Origin of the sequence: Nitratireductor aquibiodomus NL21 = JCM 21793, from assembly GCF_000615975.1 — a bacterium.
Taxonomy (GTDB): Bacteria; Pseudomonadota; Alphaproteobacteria; order Rhizobiales; family Rhizobiaceae; genus Nitratireductor; species Nitratireductor aquibiodomus.
The window spans coordinates 25,100-42,769 of record NZ_BAMP01000020.1 but is presented as its reverse complement, the minus strand read 5'-3'; the positions used below and the strand labels follow the sequence as shown (position 1 = coordinate 42,769).

Sequence of the window (17,670 nt, the reverse complement as noted above, 5' to 3'; positions counted from 1 at the left end):
ATCACGGCTTCAGGTGAACGCCATGCGTCCCGGATTGAGGATGCCCTTGGGGTCGAACTGCTCCTTCAGGCGGGCGGAGAGGGCGGCAAGGGCCGGCGATTGCGGCTCGAAGACGGGCGTCGCCGCACGCACCGCGAGCGGTGCACGCACCAGCGTGGCGTGCCCGCCACCGAAATGTGCAATCATTTTCCGCAGAATATCCGCCTCGGGATCGGCCTCCATGCGCATCCAGATCAGGCCGCCCTGCCAGTCGTAATAGACATTGGCACCGGCGGCTCGGCGGTAGGCGTCAACCAGTTCGTGACCGCGCGACGGCGTGACGGAAACACGCCAGACGGGCGCGGGCGTCCCGTCCGCAAAAGGCTGGCAATCGCGGACTTCGCGCCACAGCCGGCGTGAGGCATCTCCTTCCAGCGTGCCGATGGTGCCATACCCACCCAGAAGCCGGGCTAGAAGGTCAATCCGATAGGCAACGGAAGGTCCAAATCCTTCCACCCGCAGCACGGTCTGCCCGCCGCCCGAAAACGCACCGTCAATGAAACGGCCGACCACCCCTTCGGCAGATGCGCTGCGCCCGAAACCTCGGCACTCGACCCCATGGCGGTCGCCATGGCTTCGGTCGCAACTGCGTCTTCCAGCCCGGCAATGCACAATGTGGTCTCGGTTTCCGCCGCCGGCAGAACCTTCATCGTAATGTCGGTGGCAACGGCAAGTGTGCCCCAGGAGCCGGCAAGCCCCTTGGAAAGGTCGTACCCGGTCACGTTCTTCACAACGCGCCCACCCGACTTGAAGCCTTCGCCACGGCCTGAAACCGCGTGAACGCCGGGCACATGGTCGCGCGCGGCCCCTGCCTTCAGCCGGCGTGGGCCCGAGAGATTGGCCGCAAGCAGCCCGCCCAGCGTGCCGCGTCCGGCCTCGCCGCCGAGAAGCGGGCCGTAGTCCATCGGCTCGAAGGCGAGTTCCTGATTGTGCTCGCGCAGCGCCGCCTCGATCTCGGCAACCGGTGTGCCGGCTTTCGCTGAAAGCACCAGTTCCTCCGGTTCATAAAGTGTGATGCCGGCCAGTCTCGACAGATCGAGCGTGTGCTCGCTCTGGAGTGGTTGACCGATGCCGCGCTTCGAACCATGGCCGAGAATTTCGAGCGGGGATTCTTCAGAAACCGCCCACTGGATGGTTTCCAGAACCTCTTCGGCACTGTTGGGAAGGAATTCGGTCACGATGTCTCATTCTCATTAAGGAAGCTGTGCCCGCGCGGGGAGAGCCGGTATCCGACATCCAGGCTTTCGGTAAGGCCAAGTTCTTTCAGTTTGCGTACATCACGCTTGAAGCTGAGCTTCTCCATATCCAGTTTGGCGGCGAGCGCGGCGGCTGCAGTCGCGGGGTTTTCTGCGATCAGGGAGAGGACGTGAAGATGATACCCTTCGTGCCGGGCGGCCCGGTCCCAGCGCCGGAACCGATCCTGAATGGCCTGGCGTTCGTGGGCAGAGATTTTGGACGCGGTGCGCAGTGCAACTCTGCGGTCGGCCTCGATCCCGTTAAGCTCAATGCGGAAAAGCAGGCGTTCCGCGCTGCCGTGCAAGCTGCCCTTCAGTTCGGAAAGCGAGGTGAAGCCGGCACGGCGTGCGCTTTCATCATCTAGCGAGGCTTCATCGAAAGCTTCGACGCGCCCGATCGAGAGTTCGCCGAGAGCCGTGCGCAGGCGGGTTCCAGCTTTCACCGTGGGGCGCTTCCAGCGGCGAAAGGCGAGGGTAACCTCACCTCGCGCGATGCCTTCGAGTATGGCGCGTTTGAACAGCACGCTCAAAACCGCTCCAGTTCCGGGAAGGGCACCTGCCCGCGGTGAATATGCATGCGGCCAAGCTCGGCGCAGCGGTGCAATTGCGGAAAAACCTTGCCGGGATTCAGAAGATGGCCCGGATCGAACGCGCATTTGACGCGGATCTGCTGGTTCAGATCGTCCTCGGTGAACATTTCGGGCATCAGGTCGCGTTTCTCCACGCCGACACCGTGCTCCCCGGTCAGAACGCCGCCCACCTCCACACACAGACGCAGAATGTCGGCGCCGAAATCCTCGGCTTTCTCCAGTTCGCCCGGCTTGTTGGCGTCATAAAGAATGAGCGGGTGGAGGTTGCCGTCGCCCGCATGAAATACATTGGCGACTCGCAGCCCGTATTTTTCAGACAGTGCGCGCATGCCTGCCAGAACCCGCGGCAACTGCTTGCGGGGGATCGTGCCGTCCATACAGTAATAATCGGGCGAAATGCGGCCTACGGCGGGGAAAGCGGCCTTACGCCCGGCCCAGAACACCGCGCGTTCCTCATCTGATGTCGAGGCGCGGCTCGTGGTCGCGCCGTTCTCTCTGGCAATCGCTTCCACCCGGTCGATCAGATGGTCGACCTCCGCCTGCGGCCCATCGAGCTCGACGATCAGAAGCGCTTCCACGTCCAGTGGATAGCCCGCATGAACGAAATCCTCCGCAGCCCGGATCGCAGGCCCGTCCATCATTTCCATGCCGCCTGGAATGATGCCCGCACCGATGATCTCGGCCACGCACTGGCCCGCCTGTTCACTTGATGGAAAGCCGATCAGAAGCGCGCGCGCCGTTTCCGGCTTCTGCAAAATGCGAACCGTCACCTCGGTCACGACGCCGAGCAGGCCCTCCGAGCCCGTCATGAGGCCGAGCAGGTCATAGCCCTCGGCATCAAGATGCCTGCCGCCGAGCCGGATGACATCGCCGTTCATCAGCACCATTTCGATGCCCAGCACATTGTTGGCTGTCAGCCCGTATTTCAGGCAATGCACACCGCCGGAGTTCTCCGCCACATTGCCGCCGATGGAGCAGGCGATCTGCGATGAGGGGTCCGGCGCATAATAAAAGCCCTCTTCCTCGACCGCATGCGTGATGCCCAGATTGGTGACCCCGGGCTGCGCGACAACCGCACGGTTGGGAAAATCGATGTCGAGAATGCGGTTGAAGCGGCTCATCACCAGAAGCACCGCATCCTCAAGCGGCAGCGCCCCGCCGGAAAGCGAGGTGCCGGAGCCGCGCGGCACGACACGAATGTCGCGCTCGTGGCAATATTTCAGGATGCGCGACACCTGCGCGGTCGTTTCCGGCAGCACCACCACGAGCGGCATCTGGCGATAGGCGGTCAGCCCATCGCTTTCAAAGGCGCGCATCTCGTTTTCCGTGTCCACCACGCCCTCACCGGGCACGATGATGCGCATGTCGGCGACGATTTCCGCGCGCTTCTTCAGGGTTGCCGCATTGGCCTGCGGCATTTTCAGGCCGGACATCAGAACTCCCTCACTGGTTCATTCAATTTACCAGTGTGTTGACGGTTCTGTAAATGCTGCGTGGAAAGCGTGCCTGCGTCAATCCGCCCCGGTGCCGATATTGGCATCTTCGCGGGCGTGGTGGCGGCGTATGCGCCGCACCAGAAGCCAGATGCACAAAACGGCCATGGGAACGGAGGCGGCGGTGATCATTTCGCTCGACAGGCCGGGCAGGGCGGGTTTTGCGCCCTTGGCAACATAGCCCACCAGCCCCACCACATAGTAGGAGATGGCGGCAACGGAGAGGCCTTCGACTGTCTGCTGCAGGCGCAATTGCAACTGCGCACGACGGTTCATGGAGGCCAGCAGGTCGCGGTTCTGTCGCTCCACTTCAACATCCACCCAGCTTCTCAGCAGGTTTGCCGCACGCGTAAGCTTGCGCGAAAGATTGGCCTGGCGCTCTTCCACCGAGCGACAGGTGCGCATGGCGGGTGCCACACGCCGTTGCAGGAAGGCGGCCCAGGTCTCGTAGCCGGCCATCGGTGCTTCGTTCAGCGTTTCCAGCCGCTCCTCGACTATGCCGTGGTAGGCGCGGCTAGCGCCAAAGCGGTAGAGGCTGGCGGCGGCATCGGCTTCCAGATCAGCGGCAAGCTCCGTCAGCTCGCTCAAAAGCGCGTGGCTGTCGTGCTTTTCACGCTGGCGCATGCGTGCCGTCAGGGCCGCGAGCTGATCCTCCATGCGCCGCAGGCGCGGAGAAAGCGACTGCGCCAGCGGCAGGCCCAGCATGGCAAGCGTGCGGTAGGTTTCGATGTCGATCAGGCGCTGCGAAAGCGCGCCGATGCGGGCCGGCGCCAGATCCTTTTCAAGGATGAGGATGCGGGTCAGCCCGTCGCCATCCTGCCGGAAATCCGTGGCGACGGCGGCGCGTCCGCCCTCCACCACCGAATAGCCGAGGCTTGCCGGATCGAACGCACCGACCAGCTTTTCCGTCGCGCTCGTCCATTTGCGGATTTCCACCCGCGTGCCCGATATGGCGGTGCCGGGCGGGCTGAAGCCGTTTCCAAACGGAGATTCCTCAAGCGGCTTTCCGGTGCGCGGCGAGATCGGACAGTCCCACTGATAGCTCGAAAATTCCGTGTGCCGCTCCCAGCGCAGCGTGCCCTTGCCCCACTTCATCGCGTGGTGGCGCGCATTGGTTTGTGGCGGGGCGACACCAAGGCGGCGCGAAAGATCGGCCAACACTGCCTGATCCACAGCAGAGCCACCCTCGGTCATGAAGGAGAGCTGTATGATGAGGCGCGGCGCTTCAAGCAGCGCGTGCGGTCGCGCATGCACTTCGCCCAGCGCCCCGGCGCGCCCGCCATGGGCGGGAAGCCAGAACGCTGCCTGTCACCAGTGTCTCCGTGGATGAAGCCTCGGGCCTGTCGGTGCCGATTACGACCAGCTGTTCCCCGTCTTGTTGGCTCATTGTGCTTTGCCGTCTGTCTCAGGATGGACCTTCTGCAAGTATGCTATTGCCTTTGTGCGGGGCGCAATGCGTGTCTGCCAGCGCCCGTCGACGGCGGAATTGGGCAAATTAATTGACCAGTCGTGTTCGGTCGCGTTAATCTGGGCCAACAAAGCGAGTGGATAGCGAGACGGCGAAGCCGGTGGACGCGGTTTTTTCCAGAATTGAGCATGCCCGCACGGCGGATGGCGTCATCCGGCAGATCGAGACGCTGATTCTCGAGGGCGTGCTGCGCGATGGCGACCGGCTGCCGGGCGAGCGCGAGCTTGCGCGCCAGCTCGATGTATCCCGTCCGATCCTGCGCGACGCACTGAAAACGCTGGAAGAGCGGGGCCTGATCCTCACGCGCCACGGCGGCGGCACCTATGTGGCCGACATTATCGGCCAGGTGTTCACAAAGCCGGTGCGTGAACTGATCGCCACGCATCACAAGGCAACCGCCGATTATCTGGAATACCGCCGCGAGATGGAGGCCGTCGCCGCCGAATTCGCGGCAAAACGCGCAACGCCCGAAGACCTGGTGCTCCTTGCGGCGATCATGACGCGGATGGATGAAGCGCATGCCGCAGAGGATTTCGAGGCGGAAGCAGCCTGCGACGTGGAGTTTCACAATGCAGTGGGCGAATGCGCGCACAACATTGTGCTCCTGCACACGCTGCGCGCCTGCTACCGGCTCCTCGCCGATGGCGTTTTCCTGAACCGCGCCCGCATCTATGAACTGCCCGATGCGCGCGACACGCTCCTTGCTCAGCACCGCGCGATCCATGCGGCAATCGCCGCCGGCGATCCTGAAGCGGCACGGGCGGCTGCGATTGCGCATATCGATTTCGTCGAGAAGGCCACCTTTCACGCCGAACGCACGGATGACTGGCAGCGCATATCGCGGCTCCGGCTCCAGCAGCGCGGCGGCGAGGCGGCACAAGCATGAGCAAGCGAACCTGAGCCAGCGAAAGAAGAACCATTGAAAGAAGACAAGACCCAACCGAAGCGCGTCGGCCTTTTCGTCACCTGCCTGGTGGACCTGTTCCGGCCCACCGTCGGGTTTGCCGCCGTCAAGCTTCTGGAAGAGGCAGGCTGCACCGTCGAGGTGCCCATGGCGCAGACCTGCTGCGGCCAGCCGGCCTATAATTCCGGCGATCGGGAAGATGCCGCGGCCATCGCGCGCCAGACCATCGAGGCCTTCGAGGAGTTCGATTATGTCGTTGCGCCATCGGGCTCCTGCGCGGGCATGCTCAAAAAGCATTACCCGTCGCTTCTCAAGGGCACGCCCCATGAAGCGCGCGCCGAGGCCTTTTCCGGTCGTGTGCACGAGCTGGTGAGCTTTCTGGTCGATGTGCTAGGCGTCAGGCAAGTGCCGGCCCGCCACGAGGGGAGTGTCACCTATCACGATTCCTGCTCGGGCCTGCGTGAGCTCGGCATCCAGCAACAGCCACGCGCGCTCCTGTCTTCAGTTGAGGGGCTGGAGCTCAAGGAAATGCAGAATTCCGATGTCTGCTGCGGCTTCGGCGGCACGTTCTGTGTCAAATATCCCGACATTTCCAACAAGATCGTCGAGGAAAAGACGGCGAGTATCGAGGGTGCCGGCGCCGATACGCTGCTTGCCGGGGATCTTGGCTGTCTCATGAACATGGCCGGCAAGCTGCATCGGCAGGGCAGCAGGGTTGAGGTCCGCCATGTGGCGGAGGTTCTGGCCGGCATGACAGACAAGCCGGCAATCGGCGGGGGAGGACGCTGATGGAAATCCAGTCTCCACAGTTCAAGCAGAAGGCGCGCAAGGCGATTGCGGACGAGCAATTGCAGCGTGCCATGGGCAAGGCGAAAATCGGTTTCGTCGGCAAGCGCAAGAAGGCGGTCGACGCGCTGCCGGAGTTCGACGATCTTCGCTCTTCCGCCCGCGCGATCAAGGATCACACGCTCGAACATCTCGATCTCTATCTGGAAGCCTATGAGCGTAAGGTCATTGCCTCGGGCGGCCGGGTGCACTGGGCCGAGACGGCGGAAGATGCCCGCCAGGCTGTGCTCGACATCTGCCGCGCCGCTGGCGCGCGCACCGTCACCAAGGGCAAGTCGATGATCACCGAGGAGATCGCGCTTAACGATTTCCTTGAGAAGGAAGGTGTCCGACCGGTCGAGACCGATCTTGGCGAATACATCATCCAGCTGCGCGGCGAACATCCAAGCCACATCATCGGTCCCGCACTTCATCTCAACAAGGAACAGGTGGAAGAGGATTTCCGCCGCGTTCACACCGAGCTACCGTCCGGGCGCGATCTTTCGCAGCCGGAGTCCTTGCTTGGCGAGGCGCGGCAGATCCTGCGCCCGCAATATTTTCAGGCGGATGTGGGCATTACCGGCGCGAATTTCCTTGTCGCCGAAACCGGCACCTCCATCATTGTCACCAATGAAGGCAATGGCGATCTCACGCAGACGCTGCCGCGCGTCCACATCGTCGTTGCCTCCATCGAAAAGGTCGTGCCGACGCTGGAGGATGCGAGCCAGATCCTGCGCGTTCTGGCCCGCTCGGCCACGGGTCAGGACATGAGCGTCTACACCACGCTCTCCACCGGCCCGCGCCGCCCGGACGATCCCGACGGTCCGGACGAATATCACGTCATCCTGCTCGACAATGGCCGCTCATCCATGCTCGGCACGGAATTTCACGAGATGCTGCGCTGCATCCGCTGCGGCGCGTGCATGAACCATTGTCCCGTCTATCACGCGGTCGGCGGCCATGCCTATGGCTGGGTCTATCCGGGGCCGATGGGCTCGGTGCTCACGCCCTCGTTGGTCGGCGTCGACAAGGCGGGGCATCTGCCCAACGCCTCCACCTTCTGCGGGCGCTGTGAATCCGTCTGTCCCATGCAGATTCCGCTGCCGCGCATGATGCGCAACTGGCGCGAGCGCGAGTTCGAGCGGGGGCTCAACCCAGCGGCGCAGCGCTTCGGCCTCGGTTTCTGGGCGTTCTTCGCCCGCCGACCAGGGCTTTATCGTCTTGCCACCTCCATGGCGATTCCGACCCTCTCAGGTCTCGCCGGGCGTCGCCGCTGGTTCCGTTCGCTGCCCTTTGCCGGTGGCTGGACGCGGCACCGCGATCTTCCAGCGCCCGAGAGCCGCACCTTCATGCAGCAATGGCGCGACCGCGAGACCTTGAAGCAGGGAGGGACATCAGCATGAGCACGCGCGAGGCCATTCTTGGCAAGCTGCGGGCGGCAGCGTCCGTTTCCACCGATGATGCTGCACGGCGCGAAGCCGTCGAAAAGCGCCTTGCAAAGACACCGCGCGGGCTCATTCCGGCCCGCGGGCAGGTGGATGGCGAAGAGCGCGTCGCTCTGTTCTGCCGCATGGCCGAGGCCGTCACGGCCACGGTGGAGCGCGTGAAAAAGTCAGATGATGTGCCGAAGGCCGTGACCCACTATCTGCGCTCCAAGAATCTGGCGCCCTCCGTTCGCATGGGCGATGACAGGCGTCTCAAGCGCATGGATTGGGCGAGCCAGAAATCGCTTGAGGTGAAGCTTGGACGAGCTGACCCCGCGGACGAAGTCGGTGTGAGTCACGCATTTGCCGCCGTCGCGGAAACCGGCACGGTCGCCCTGCCTTCGGGCAAGGACAATCCGACCACGGTCAACTTCGTGCCCGATCACCACATCATTGTCATTGACGCAAAGGACATTGCCGGTGATCTTGAAACGGTGATTTCGCGCCTCAGGCGCAAATATGGCAGAGGTGACATGCCAAGACTGCTGAACCTCATTACCGGTCCATCGCGCTCCGGCGACATCGAGCAGACCATGCTGCTTGGTGCACATGGGCCGCGCGCGCTGCACCTCATCGTCGTCGACGAGTGAAGAATGGCCGCCGGAGTCTCATATGATGAGGCTTCGACGCCCCATGGCCTGCGCCTCTACGCGGTTGGAGACATTCACGGCCGGCACGATCTGCTGGCCGCGATGCATGCGCGGCTCATGGAGGAAATCCTTCATGATCGCCCCGCCGACTGGCGCATCGTCTACCTGGGTGACTATGTTGATCGCGGTGCCAATTCACGCGGCGTGATCGAGTATCTCGCCAATCTGCGCGAGCGCGACCCGCGCGTCATAACGCTTGCCGGAAATCACGATCTGGGCTTTCTCGATTTCCTGTCGAATCCCGACCCGTTCGGCCTGTTCGCGTGCAATGGCGGTTTCGAGACTGCGCTTTCCTACGGTGTCGAGATTGATCTCACATCGCATGAGAGGATGATGCCGGGCCACACCGCGCTCGTTCGCGCAGTGCCGCGGCGCCACAGGGCGTTTCTGGCGACGCTGCCCTATTCAGTCTCGTTCGGGGATTTCTTCTTCTGCCACGCAGGCATCCGGCCGGGCGTCGCCCTGGATGCCCAGTCGGCGGACGATCTCATCTGGATCAGGCGCGAGTTCCACGCATTCGAAGGGCTTCATCCCAAATTGATCGTGCATGGCCACACGCCCGTGCGCGCGGCGGAACTCTGTAAAAACCGCATCAACCTTGATACTGGCGCATGGCACAGTGGCCGGCTGACGGCGCTCAGAATGGAAGGTCGGGAAAAGACCTTGATCGAGGCTGCCTGCTAAGAGCGGATGGCAGCGCCCGAGCTAGGGTCAGGACCTTAGTCGATTGCGGCAGAAATGCCGTAGCCGTCTACGGGATGATGGTCCCCGGTGGCTCCAGCCGAAAGCAGCCTGGCCCCGATCAGCGTGAAAGCAGAAACAGTGATGAGAAACACGACAGTCGCACGCCCGATGGTCATCCGGCCCAAGTCCCCTTGAAGGTCAATAAAACACGGCTCCCCGTGCCGCGCAGGCTGCAATAAACATAAACAGCTTAAGATTGAAACAATTTATATGCCAATACCCACATAGATTATGACAGGCTCCGGAAAACGGGGAAAAGCCCATGCCGCTGCAAAACCGCGTTACTCCATTTGGACGCATTGATACAACTCCCGCGCGCGGGCTTTTCACCGGCAATCGCGGCGTGATCCATGATCCTGAAACGAAAACGCTCCTGCGCCGCCGCTGGACGACAAGGGCCTGGATCATCTGTGTCTGCGATTTCAGGGGGCGCCGCCGTGAGGTGATGGGGAGGAACAGCCCGACAGGCACGGCGGGATGGACGGAGCTCTTTTTTCTCGATGAGGTGACAGCCCTTGCCGCGGGCCACCGCCCCTGTTTCTTCTGCCGGCGTGAGGCGGCGACGCGCTTCCTGGCATGCGCGCGTGCGGCGGAGAACGATCAGATGCTGAAGGCTCCCCGTCTCGACTCAGCTCTTCATGGACAAAGGCTAGCGGTCACGGGCAGAGCACAACCCATCGCTGCAGAGGCGTTGCAGGATCTGCCCGACGGCTCCATGATCGCATTTGGAGAGCGGGCATATGCACTTCGCGGTGGCGCGCTGTATGAGTGGCGTTTTGAGGCTACCGAAGCGCCCCCTCACCGGACAGACCCCCGCCGGTTGTTCAACTGCTTACGCCAGCCTTGACCGTCTCAGCGCTGCGCGAGGGGTATTCCCCGGTCTGGCACGCAAGCATCGGCTCTTGACGTGGCATCGTCGATCCACCATCAGACCGACATGCGAGCGAACTATAAACTGCAGCGGCTTTTCATCGATGCCGTCCTCACTGCCGGTGCCGAGGTGGAAACCAGCCGGGAACAGGCTCACTACCTGACGAACGTGCTGCGCATGCGCGAAGGCGGCGAAGTGCTCGTTTTCAACGGGCGGGACGGCGAGTGGCATGCCGAAGTGATCGAGACCGCCCGCAAGGCGGTGCGCCTGCGGATGACCAGCCAGGCCCGCCCCCAGACGCCTCATCCCGACCTCCTTTATTGCTTTGCCCCATTGAAAAAAGGCCGCCTCGACTATCTTGTGCAAAAGGCTGTCGAAATGGGCGCAGGGCGTCTTCAGCCCGTAATCACCCAGCACACGCAGGTGGCAAAACCCGGTACCCAGCGGCTCGAGGCAAATGTCATGGAGGCGGCCGAGCAGTGCGGCATATTGGCCGTGCCGGAGGTTCTCGAACCGGTAAAACTCGACCGTCTTCTGGCCGACTGGGAGCCGGACCGCCGCCTGATTTTCTGTGACGAGGATGCCGCAACGAACAATCCAGTGCCGGCGCTTTCGGCTGTGCGCGAGAAGAAACTGGCGCTTCTGGTCGGCCCGGAAGGCGGGTTTTCCGAGGCCGAACGCGCTCAGTTGCGCGCGCTGCCCTTCGTGACACCCATCCCGCTCGGCCCCCGCATCCTGCGGGCCGACACGGCAGCCGTGGCCGCCCTTGCCGTCATTCAGGCGAGCGTGGGTGACTGGGAATAGGTGGAGCGGTAAAGCGCTTGTGAAGAGAGGTTGACGCTCCTGTCAGCACTTTTTACTTGAAGCGGATTGTCAGCATGGTCCATCAGATCGCTGATGGTTTGCCAGGAGAGCAGTTATGGCCCGTGACACCACCGATAACCGGCCGATCGAACGGGTCGAGGAACTTGCCGCCGATCTCGCAATGGGTTGCAAGCCCCGCGAAAAATGGCGCATCGGCACCGAGCACGAGAAGTTCCCTTTTTATGTCGATGGCAACCGGCCCGTTCCCTATGAGGGCGAGCGCGGCATCAAGGCCGTGCTGGAAGGCATGCAGCGCATTCTCGGATGGGACGCCATCAACGATGACGGAAAAATAATCGGCCTCGTCGAGCCGACGGGGCAGGGCGCCATCTCGCTGGAGCCGGGCGGCCAGTTCGAGCTCTCGGGTGCCCCATTGGAAACGCTCCACCAGACCTGCCGCGAGGGCAACGCCCATCTGGCGCAGCTGCGCGAGATCGCCGAACCGCTCGGCATTCGCTTTCTGGGTCTCGGCGGCAGCCCGAAATGGTCGCTTGCCGAAACGCCGCAAATGCCGAAATCGCGCTACAAAATCATGACCGCCTACATGCCGAAGGTCGGCACACAGGGCCTCGACATGATGTACCGCACCTGCACGATCCAGGTGAACCTCGATTTCGAGACGGAAGCCGATATGCGCCGCAAGATGCAGGTTGCCCAGCGCCTGCAGCCGCTCTCCACCGCGCTCTTTGCCAATTCGCCTTTCACGGAGGGACGGCTCAACGGGCTCCAGTCCTGGCGCGGCGATATCTGGCGCGACACGGACAACCAGCGTGCCGGTCTTCTGCCCTTCGTCTTCTCCGAGCGCTTCGGCTTTGCCGATTATGTGGAATGGGCGCTCGATGTGCCGATGTATTTCATCCTCCGCGACGGGCGCTATCATGACTGCACCCACATCACCTTCCGCCAGTTCATGGAAGGCGCTCTGAAGGATGAGGTGACCGACGGCCTGCCGACCATCGGTGACTGGTCGAACCATCTTTCCACGCTCTTTCCCGATGTGCGTCTCAAGCGATTTCTTGAAATGCGCGGCGCTGATGGCGGCCCGTGGCGGCGCATCTGTGCGCTGCCGGCTTTCTGGGTGGGGCTGCTCTATGATCAGGCGGCACTCGACGCCGCCCACGACCTCACGGCCGACTGGTCGTTCGAGGAGGTGGATGCCATGCGCAACGCAGTGCCGAAGGAGGGGCTTGCCACGCGGTTCCGCAATCACGAGCTGCGCGACATTGCCCGCGAGGTTCTGGCCATTTCGCGCAAGGGGCTCTCCGCCCGCAGGCGTCTCAATCCGGAAGGCTATGATGAGGCAAGCTTCCTGAGCCCGCTGGACGAGATCGTTGCGCGCGGCACCACCAGCGCGGAAGAACTCGCCAATGCCTTCAACACCCGCTGGGACGGTTCCATTGAGCCGGTGTTTCTCGAACAGGCTTATTAGACTTCCATTCAAGGCGGCAAAGACAAAGCCGCTTTGTCGGGTTATCTTCCTGAAACAATGGTCCGATAGGTGCTCGGCACCGATTGATTGAAGGAGAAAACCCATGCTTCCGTCTTCGAGATGCTTAACAATGCCGGTCAGGGGCAAGGCGTGGATCAACTCGCCAGGCAGTTTGGCATTTCGCAGGCACAGGCGCAGGAGGCCATGGAGGCGCTCCTGCCGGCATTCAGCCAGGGGCTGAAGCGCAACGCGGCCGATCCCTACGGTGCCGGCAATTTTCTCGGTGCGCTCGCCTCCGGCCAGCACGCAAAATATTTCGAGGATGCCGCCAACGCCTTCTCGCCGCAGGGCGTGGCCGAGGGGAATGGCATTCTGGGGCATCTGTTCGGATCCAAGGATGTGAGCCGCGCCGTGGCAAGCCACGCCGCGCAGGCCACCGGGCTCGGTCAGGACATGCTCAAGCAGATGCTTCCCGTGCTCGCTTCCATGCTCATGGGCGGCCTGTTCAAACAGTCCACCGGTCAGATGCAGGGCGCGCAGCCGCGCCAGGCACAGGCTGGCGGCGGTGGCATGCTCGGTGACCTCATGGAGCAGATGATGCGCCAGATGGGCCAGCAGCAGCCGGGCGCTCAGCCGCGGGGTCGGGGCCCCTCTGGTATGAGCCCGTCCGACAACCCGCTCGGCCAGATACTGGAAGGCATGTTTGGTGGTGGTTCCACCAGGCGCGGCGCTCCCTCTGGCGGCCAGGGCAACAACCCTCTGGGGGATATTTTCGACCAGTTCCTGCGTGGCGGGCAGGGTGCCGGGCAACCTGAACCGCAGAGCCGCCGTGCACCGCAGCCCGAGCCGGAAGCCAACCCGAGTGGCCGCCCCCGCAATCCCTATGACGACCTGTTCGGCCAGATGTTCGAGACCGGCCGCAAGACGCGCGATGACTATGAGCGCGGCGTGGAAAACATCTTCGAGCAGTTCCGGCAGGGGATGGAACGCCGCCGATAGGCCTTTGCGCCACAGGGGTTTTCCTGTTGTGCAAGGCGGATCCCGTTCTTTTCCCGACCCGGTGGGCGCGCTAGATTTGCGCGATCTTCAGGGAGACGAACCGAAATGTATTGCCCACCCGCCTTTCGAGAGGAAGAGCTGCCCGCGCTTCATGATCTGATGCGGGCGGCGCGGCTTGCCAATGTGGTGACATCCGGTTCGAATGGCCTCCATGCGAGCCCTCTGCCACTCTTCCTTGACGAGACAGAGGGGCCATTCGGTACCCTGTATGGGCATCTCGCACGCGCCAACGAGCAGTGGAAGGATACGCCCGTTGGCGATGCGCTGGCCATCTTCATGGGCCCTGACGCGTACGTGACCCCGTCCTGGTATGCCTCCAAGAAGGAGCACGGGAAGGTCGTTCCCACCTGGAACTACAGTGTGGTTCAGGCGCGGGGAGCGATCGAGTTCTTCGATGACGAAACCCGGCTCCGCAGCGTGGTTGAGCGCCTGACGGCCCTGCATGAAGCGGGTCGCCCGGAAATCTGGTCCGTCTCGGATGCGCCTGAAAAGTTCATCAGAGGCCAGCTACGCGGCATTGTTGGCCTCCGCCTTCCCATCACGAGCCTTGAGGGCAAGCGCAAGATGAGCCAGAATCGCAGCGCCGCCGACAGGGCGGGTGTTGCTGCCGGGCTGGCCGCGAGCGCGCATCCGGACGAACGGCTTGCGGCAGCGCAGATACCGCAGGACTGATGCCCGCCTCCCGGTCAGGGTGAGACCCCTTGCCGCGATGGCTGCGCATTCGCGCCGTTTTGATTGACTCTGCGCATCCATGCTCCTATAAGCCCGGCCACGCTTGGGCCTCGCGTCCGGCGGCGCGTATTCGTGCCCTCGGTCCAGCCCTGAAAGCAAAGCTCCTGTTCATTGAAACAGAACTAAGAAGGGCCGCACTCCGCGGTATTAAAACAAATGAAGCGTACATATCAGCCTTCCAAGATCGTCCGTAAACGCCGGCACGGTTTCCGTGCGCGCATGGCCACCAAGGGCGGCCGTCGCGTGATCGCAGCCCGCCGCAACCGCGGCCGCAAGCGGCTGTCCGCATAAGGTTCGGAGGCGAGGCCGGAAAGATGACGGACCGGCCAGCCGTCCCACCCCCGGCGCGCCTTAAAAAGCGCGCCGAGTTTCTGGCCGTCCGTCGCGGTGAAAAGCGACGCGGGCGGCTTTTTCTGCTGGAAGTGCTCGATCGCGGCGATCAGGACCCGCCACGGCTGGGCATTACAGTAACGAAGAAAGTCGGCAACGCGGTCGTTCGAAACCGCGTGCGCCGGCGGCTCAAGGAAGCCTGCCGCCTCCATGCGGTTCACGACATGGCCGCCGGCAAGGATTATGTGATCGTGGCGCGGCGTTCTGTGCTTGACGCGCCGTTCGCCTCCCTGAAAGACGAGCTTTCCCGTCGCATCGGAGAAACCGGTGCCGGGCGTGGAAAGGGCAAGGACATCGATGGATAACAATCGCAATTTCCTCATCACGATCGCGCTGTCCGTGTTGATCCTGACGCTCTGGCAGGTTTTCTACATGAACCCGCGCATCGAGGCGCAGCGCGAGACGGCCCAGATCGAAGAGCGACAGGCCGCTGAAACGGCCCCGGCCGGAACGGCTTCAAGTGGTGAGAACAGCGATATACCGTCGCCTTCGGGCGGTGATGGCGCCGTGCCCGGCACGGCCAGTCAAGCCGCCGCTCCGCTCGACCGGGCCGCAGCCGTAGCCGGCAGTGAGCGCGTGAAGATCGATACGCCGCGCATTTCCGGTTCGATCAATCTGGCCGGCGCGCGTCTTGATGATCTGCTCCTCAAGGATTACCGGGTCACGGTCAAGAAGGATTCGCCCAACATTCAGCTGCTCAACCCCTCGACCGGCCCCGACGGCTATTACGTCGAGACTGGCTATGTGGGCGGTGAGGCGGCAGGAACGCTGCCTGGTCCTTCGACCGAGTGGACGCTTTCCGAAGGCGAGACGCTCACCCCGTCGAGCCCCATCACGCTCTCCTACACCAATGAGAAGGGGCTGACCTTCAAGCGCACCTTCTCGGTCGACGAGAACTACATGTTCACGGTTTCCGACACGGTGGAAAACGCCTCAGGTGCGGCCGTCGCACTGCGCAACTACGGCCGCACCACCCGCATCGGAACGCCAAAGACCTCCGGCATCTACATCCTGCACGAAGGCCTGATCGGCGTGACCGGCGAGGAAGGCCTGCAGGAAATCGATTATTCGGATGTCGAAGAGGAAAAGCGGATCACGCCGGCGAAATCCTCTGACGGCTGGCTCGGCATCACCGACAAATACTGGGCGGTGACCATGGTCCCGCAGAACGGCCGCGAATTCCAGCCGCGCTACACCTATTCGGGCGACGGCAAGCCGCGCTACCAGGCCGACTATCTGACCGACGAAATCACGGTCGCCGATGGCGCTTCCGCCACCAGCGAGCTCATGGTCTTCGCCGGTGCCAAGGAGGTCAATGTCGTCGACGCTTATGAAGACGACCGGGGCATCCGTCAGTTCGAGCTTCTGATCGACTGGGGCTGGTTCTATTTCATCACCAAGCCGATGTTTTATCTCATCGACTGGCTGTTCAAGCTGCTCGGCAATTTCGGCGTCGCCATTCTGGCCACCACGGTTGTCGTCAAGCTCATCTTCTTCCCGCTCGCCAACAAGTCCTACAAGTCCATGGCGAACATGAAGAAGGTCCAGCCTGCTATGATGGAAATCCGCGAGAAATACGCGGACGACAAGATGAAGCAGCAGCAGGCGATGATGGAGCTCTACAAGAAAGAGAAGATCAATCCGATTGCCGGCTGCTGGCCGATCCTGATCCAGATCCCGGTCTTCTTCGCGCTCTACAAGGTTCTCTACGTCACCATCGAGATGCGCCATGCGCCCTTCTTCGGCTGGATACAGGACCTTTCGGCGCCCGATCCCACGTCTATCTTCAACCTGTTCGGCCTGCTGCCTTACGACGTGCCGGCCTTCCTGCTGATCGGTGTCTGGCCGCTGATCATGGGCGTCACCATGTTCCTGCAGATGCGCATGAACCCGACGCCCCCCGACCCGACACAGGCCATGATCTTCAACTGGATGCCGGTGATCTTCACCTTCATGCTGGCCACGTTCCCGGCTGGTCTGGTGATCTACTGGGCCTGGAACAACTTCCTGTCCATTGTCCAGCAGGGCGTGATCATGAAGCGCCAGGGCGCCAAGATCGAACTCTGGGACAATCTGGCAGGTCTGTTCAAGAAAAAGCCGAAACCGGCCGAATAGCCAAACAAACGAAAAGGCTCGCGAAAGCGGGCCTTTTCCATTTCAGATGTTCAGATGTGCTTCTACCCCAGCATTTCGCGCAGGGCGATGCGCTTGTAATCCTCCACCAGCTGTCGCCCCTCTGCTTCGCCCACCTGAATGGCAAGCCGCATGGTGCTTCGCCCAGATGGATGATCAGCAGGGCGGTCGAGGCGGCGGAATCGGGATCGCGTTCGGGTGACGCGCGCAGCATTGCCTGCGCCAGTTCCTGCGCATTGGCTCTCGCATCTTCAAGGTCGAGCAAAGACAGCGTCTTGTCTGCCTGCGTGCCCGACCAGATATCGCGCATGACCGGCTCGGACAGGAACATCGCGTAATACTCGTCGATCAGCGCGGTGAATTCCTTCCTGAGGCTCGCCAGATCATGAACCTCTTCCAGCCCTTCGCAGATGCACGCCCTGCCGAGCGCGTTGTAGTGTTCCGCAAGCGTGCGAATGATCGCCGCCTTGTCGGGAAAATACTGGTAGAGCGAGCCGATTGAAATGCCGGCACGCTGTGCCACCTCACTCATCTTCATCGCCTCGCTGCCGCTCTCGGCAATGATGCTCCGCGCGACGTCAAGAATGTGTTCCACACGCTCCCGCGCGCGCTTTTGCGTGGGCGTTCTGCGTGCCGCGATGGCGCCGGGCGTCTCTGTCTCCGTCATGCCTGATCCATTTTATGAGTGTTTCTCATATTTCTGTTGACATACATAATATGAGGATTTATCACTTTTACAAATGTGAGAGTTTGTCACTTT

17 protein-coding genes and 2 pseudogenes are annotated in these 17,670 nt (G+C 62.4%); 13 read left to right on the top strand and 6 right to left on the bottom strand.

What is annotated here, in order from left to right; all coding sequences use genetic code 11:
• Window positions 1-9: 9 nt before the first annotated feature.
• The 4 genes and pseudogenes from JCM21793_RS24795 to JCM21793_RS24790 all read right to left on the bottom strand — a co-directional run bounded on the left by JCM21793_RS24795 (window position 10) and on the right by JCM21793_RS24790 (window position 4,744).
• A pseudogene (locus JCM21793_RS24795) lies at window positions 10-1,217 on the bottom strand (FAD-binding protein).
• A complete protein-coding gene (locus JCM21793_RS07950; RefSeq protein WP_025030027.1) occupies window positions 1,214-1,798 on the bottom strand; it encodes an ASCH domain-containing protein in 585 nt (194 codons plus the stop codon). Before JCM21793_RS07950 ends, JCM21793_RS24795 begins: the two are co-directional and overlap by 4 nt.
• Before the next feature lie 2 nt (window positions 1,799-1,800).
• The gene (locus tag JCM21793_RS07945; protein WP_025030026.1) at window positions 1,801-3,297 is read right to left on the bottom strand and encodes an FAD-linked oxidase C-terminal domain-containing protein; all 1,497 of its coding nucleotides are present in this window, start codon (window positions 3,295-3,297) and stop codon (window positions 1,801-1,803) included.
• Between the two features lie 78 nt (window positions 3,298-3,375).
• Window positions 3,376-4,744: pseudogene (locus tag JCM21793_RS24790) on the bottom strand (DUF3422 family protein).
• A 181-nt stretch (window positions 4,745-4,925) separates the two neighbouring features.
• Between JCM21793_RS24790 and JCM21793_RS07935 the strand changes: the two are divergent.
• Genes JCM21793_RS07935 through JCM21793_RS07915 form a run of 5 tightly spaced genes read left to right on the top strand, consistent with a single transcriptional unit; the run spans window position 4,926 to window position 9,372 of the window.
• Window positions 4,926-5,711, top strand: coding sequence for an FCD domain-containing protein (locus JCM21793_RS07935; RefSeq protein WP_007009698.1), 786 nt, complete (start codon window positions 4,926-4,928; stop codon window positions 5,709-5,711).
• A gap of 33 nt (window positions 5,712-5,744) precedes the next feature.
• Window positions 5,745-6,518 (top strand): (Fe-S)-binding protein, encoded by a 774-nt coding sequence (locus tag JCM21793_RS07930; protein WP_025030025.1) that lies wholly within the window; start codon window positions 5,745-5,747, stop codon window positions 6,516-6,518.
• Window positions 6,518-7,957: a LutB/LldF family L-lactate oxidation iron-sulfur protein gene (locus JCM21793_RS07925; RefSeq protein WP_007009696.1), complete on the top strand. Its 1,440-nt coding sequence runs from the start codon at window positions 6,518-6,520 to the stop codon at window positions 7,955-7,957. Before JCM21793_RS07930 ends, JCM21793_RS07925 begins: the two co-directional genes overlap by 1 nt.
• The gene (locus tag JCM21793_RS07920) at window positions 7,954-8,628 is read left to right on the top strand and encodes a LutC/YkgG family protein (RefSeq protein ID WP_007009695.1); all 675 of its coding nucleotides are present in this window, start codon (window positions 7,954-7,956) and stop codon (window positions 8,626-8,628) included. Before JCM21793_RS07925 ends, JCM21793_RS07920 begins: the two co-directional genes overlap by 4 nt.
• Before the next feature lie 3 nt (window positions 8,629-8,631).
• Window positions 8,632-9,372 (top strand): metallophosphoesterase, encoded by a 741-nt coding sequence (locus tag JCM21793_RS07915; protein ID WP_007009694.1) that lies wholly within the window; start codon window positions 8,632-8,634, stop codon window positions 9,370-9,372.
• 35 nt (window positions 9,373-9,407) lie between these two features.
• On the opposite strand, the gene JCM21793_RS29165 is transcribed toward JCM21793_RS07915, so the two are convergent.
• Window positions 9,408-9,548 carry a hypothetical protein gene (locus JCM21793_RS29165; protein ID WP_086008158.1) on the bottom strand — a complete coding sequence of 47 codons (141 nt, stop codon included), beginning with the start codon at window positions 9,546-9,548 and terminating at the stop codon, window positions 9,408-9,410.
• Window positions 9,549-9,694: 146 nt separating this feature from the next.
• On the opposite strand from JCM21793_RS29165, the gene JCM21793_RS07905 reads away from it, so the two are divergent.
• From JCM21793_RS07905 to yidC, 8 genes are all read left to right on the top strand, one after another.
• Window positions 9,695-10,279, top strand: coding sequence for a hypothetical protein (locus JCM21793_RS07905; RefSeq protein WP_025030024.1), 585 nt, complete (start codon window positions 9,695-9,697; stop codon window positions 10,277-10,279).
• 90 nt (window positions 10,280-10,369) lie between these two features.
• Window positions 10,370-11,107, top strand: coding sequence for a 16S rRNA (uracil(1498)-N(3))-methyltransferase (locus JCM21793_RS07900; protein ID WP_025030023.1), 738 nt, complete (start codon window positions 10,370-10,372; stop codon window positions 11,105-11,107).
• A gap of 115 nt (window positions 11,108-11,222) precedes the next feature.
• A complete protein-coding gene (locus JCM21793_RS07895; protein ID WP_025030022.1) occupies window positions 11,223-12,596 on the top strand; it encodes a glutamate--cysteine ligase in 1,374 nt (457 codons plus the stop codon).
• Between the two features lie 120 nt (window positions 12,597-12,716).
• Entirely contained in the window at window positions 12,717-13,595 is an 879-nt protein-coding gene (locus JCM21793_RS07890; RefSeq protein WP_036539921.1) for a DUF937 domain-containing protein, read from the top strand.
• Window positions 13,596-13,700: 105 nt separating this feature from the next.
• Window positions 13,701-14,327, top strand: coding sequence for an FMN-binding negative transcriptional regulator (locus tag JCM21793_RS07885; RefSeq protein ID WP_025030020.1), 627 nt, complete (start codon window positions 13,701-13,703; stop codon window positions 14,325-14,327).
• Between the two features lie 216 nt (window positions 14,328-14,543).
• Window positions 14,544-14,678 carry a 50S ribosomal protein L34 gene (rpmH, locus tag JCM21793_RS07880; protein WP_007009688.1) on the top strand — a complete coding sequence of 45 codons (135 nt, stop codon included), beginning with the start codon at window positions 14,544-14,546 and terminating at the stop codon, window positions 14,676-14,678.
• Window positions 14,679-14,701: 23 nt separating this feature from the next.
• A complete protein-coding gene (rnpA, locus tag JCM21793_RS07875) occupies window positions 14,702-15,082 on the top strand; it encodes a ribonuclease P protein component (protein ID WP_007009687.1) in 381 nt (126 codons plus the stop codon).
• On the top strand, window positions 15,075-16,892 hold the full coding sequence (gene yidC, locus JCM21793_RS07870; protein ID WP_025030019.1) for a membrane protein insertase YidC: 1,818 nt from the start codon (window positions 15,075-15,077) through the stop codon (window positions 16,890-16,892). Before rnpA ends, yidC begins: the two co-directional genes overlap by 8 nt.
• On the opposite strand, the gene JCM21793_RS24785 is transcribed toward yidC, so the two are convergent.
• A complete protein-coding gene (locus JCM21793_RS24785; RefSeq protein ID WP_306306736.1) occupies window positions 16,864-17,577 on the bottom strand; it encodes a TetR/AcrR family transcriptional regulator in 714 nt (237 codons plus the stop codon). The two genes, yidC and JCM21793_RS24785, sit on opposite strands and share 29 nt — an antisense overlap.
• Window positions 17,578-17,670 lie beyond the last annotated feature (93 nt).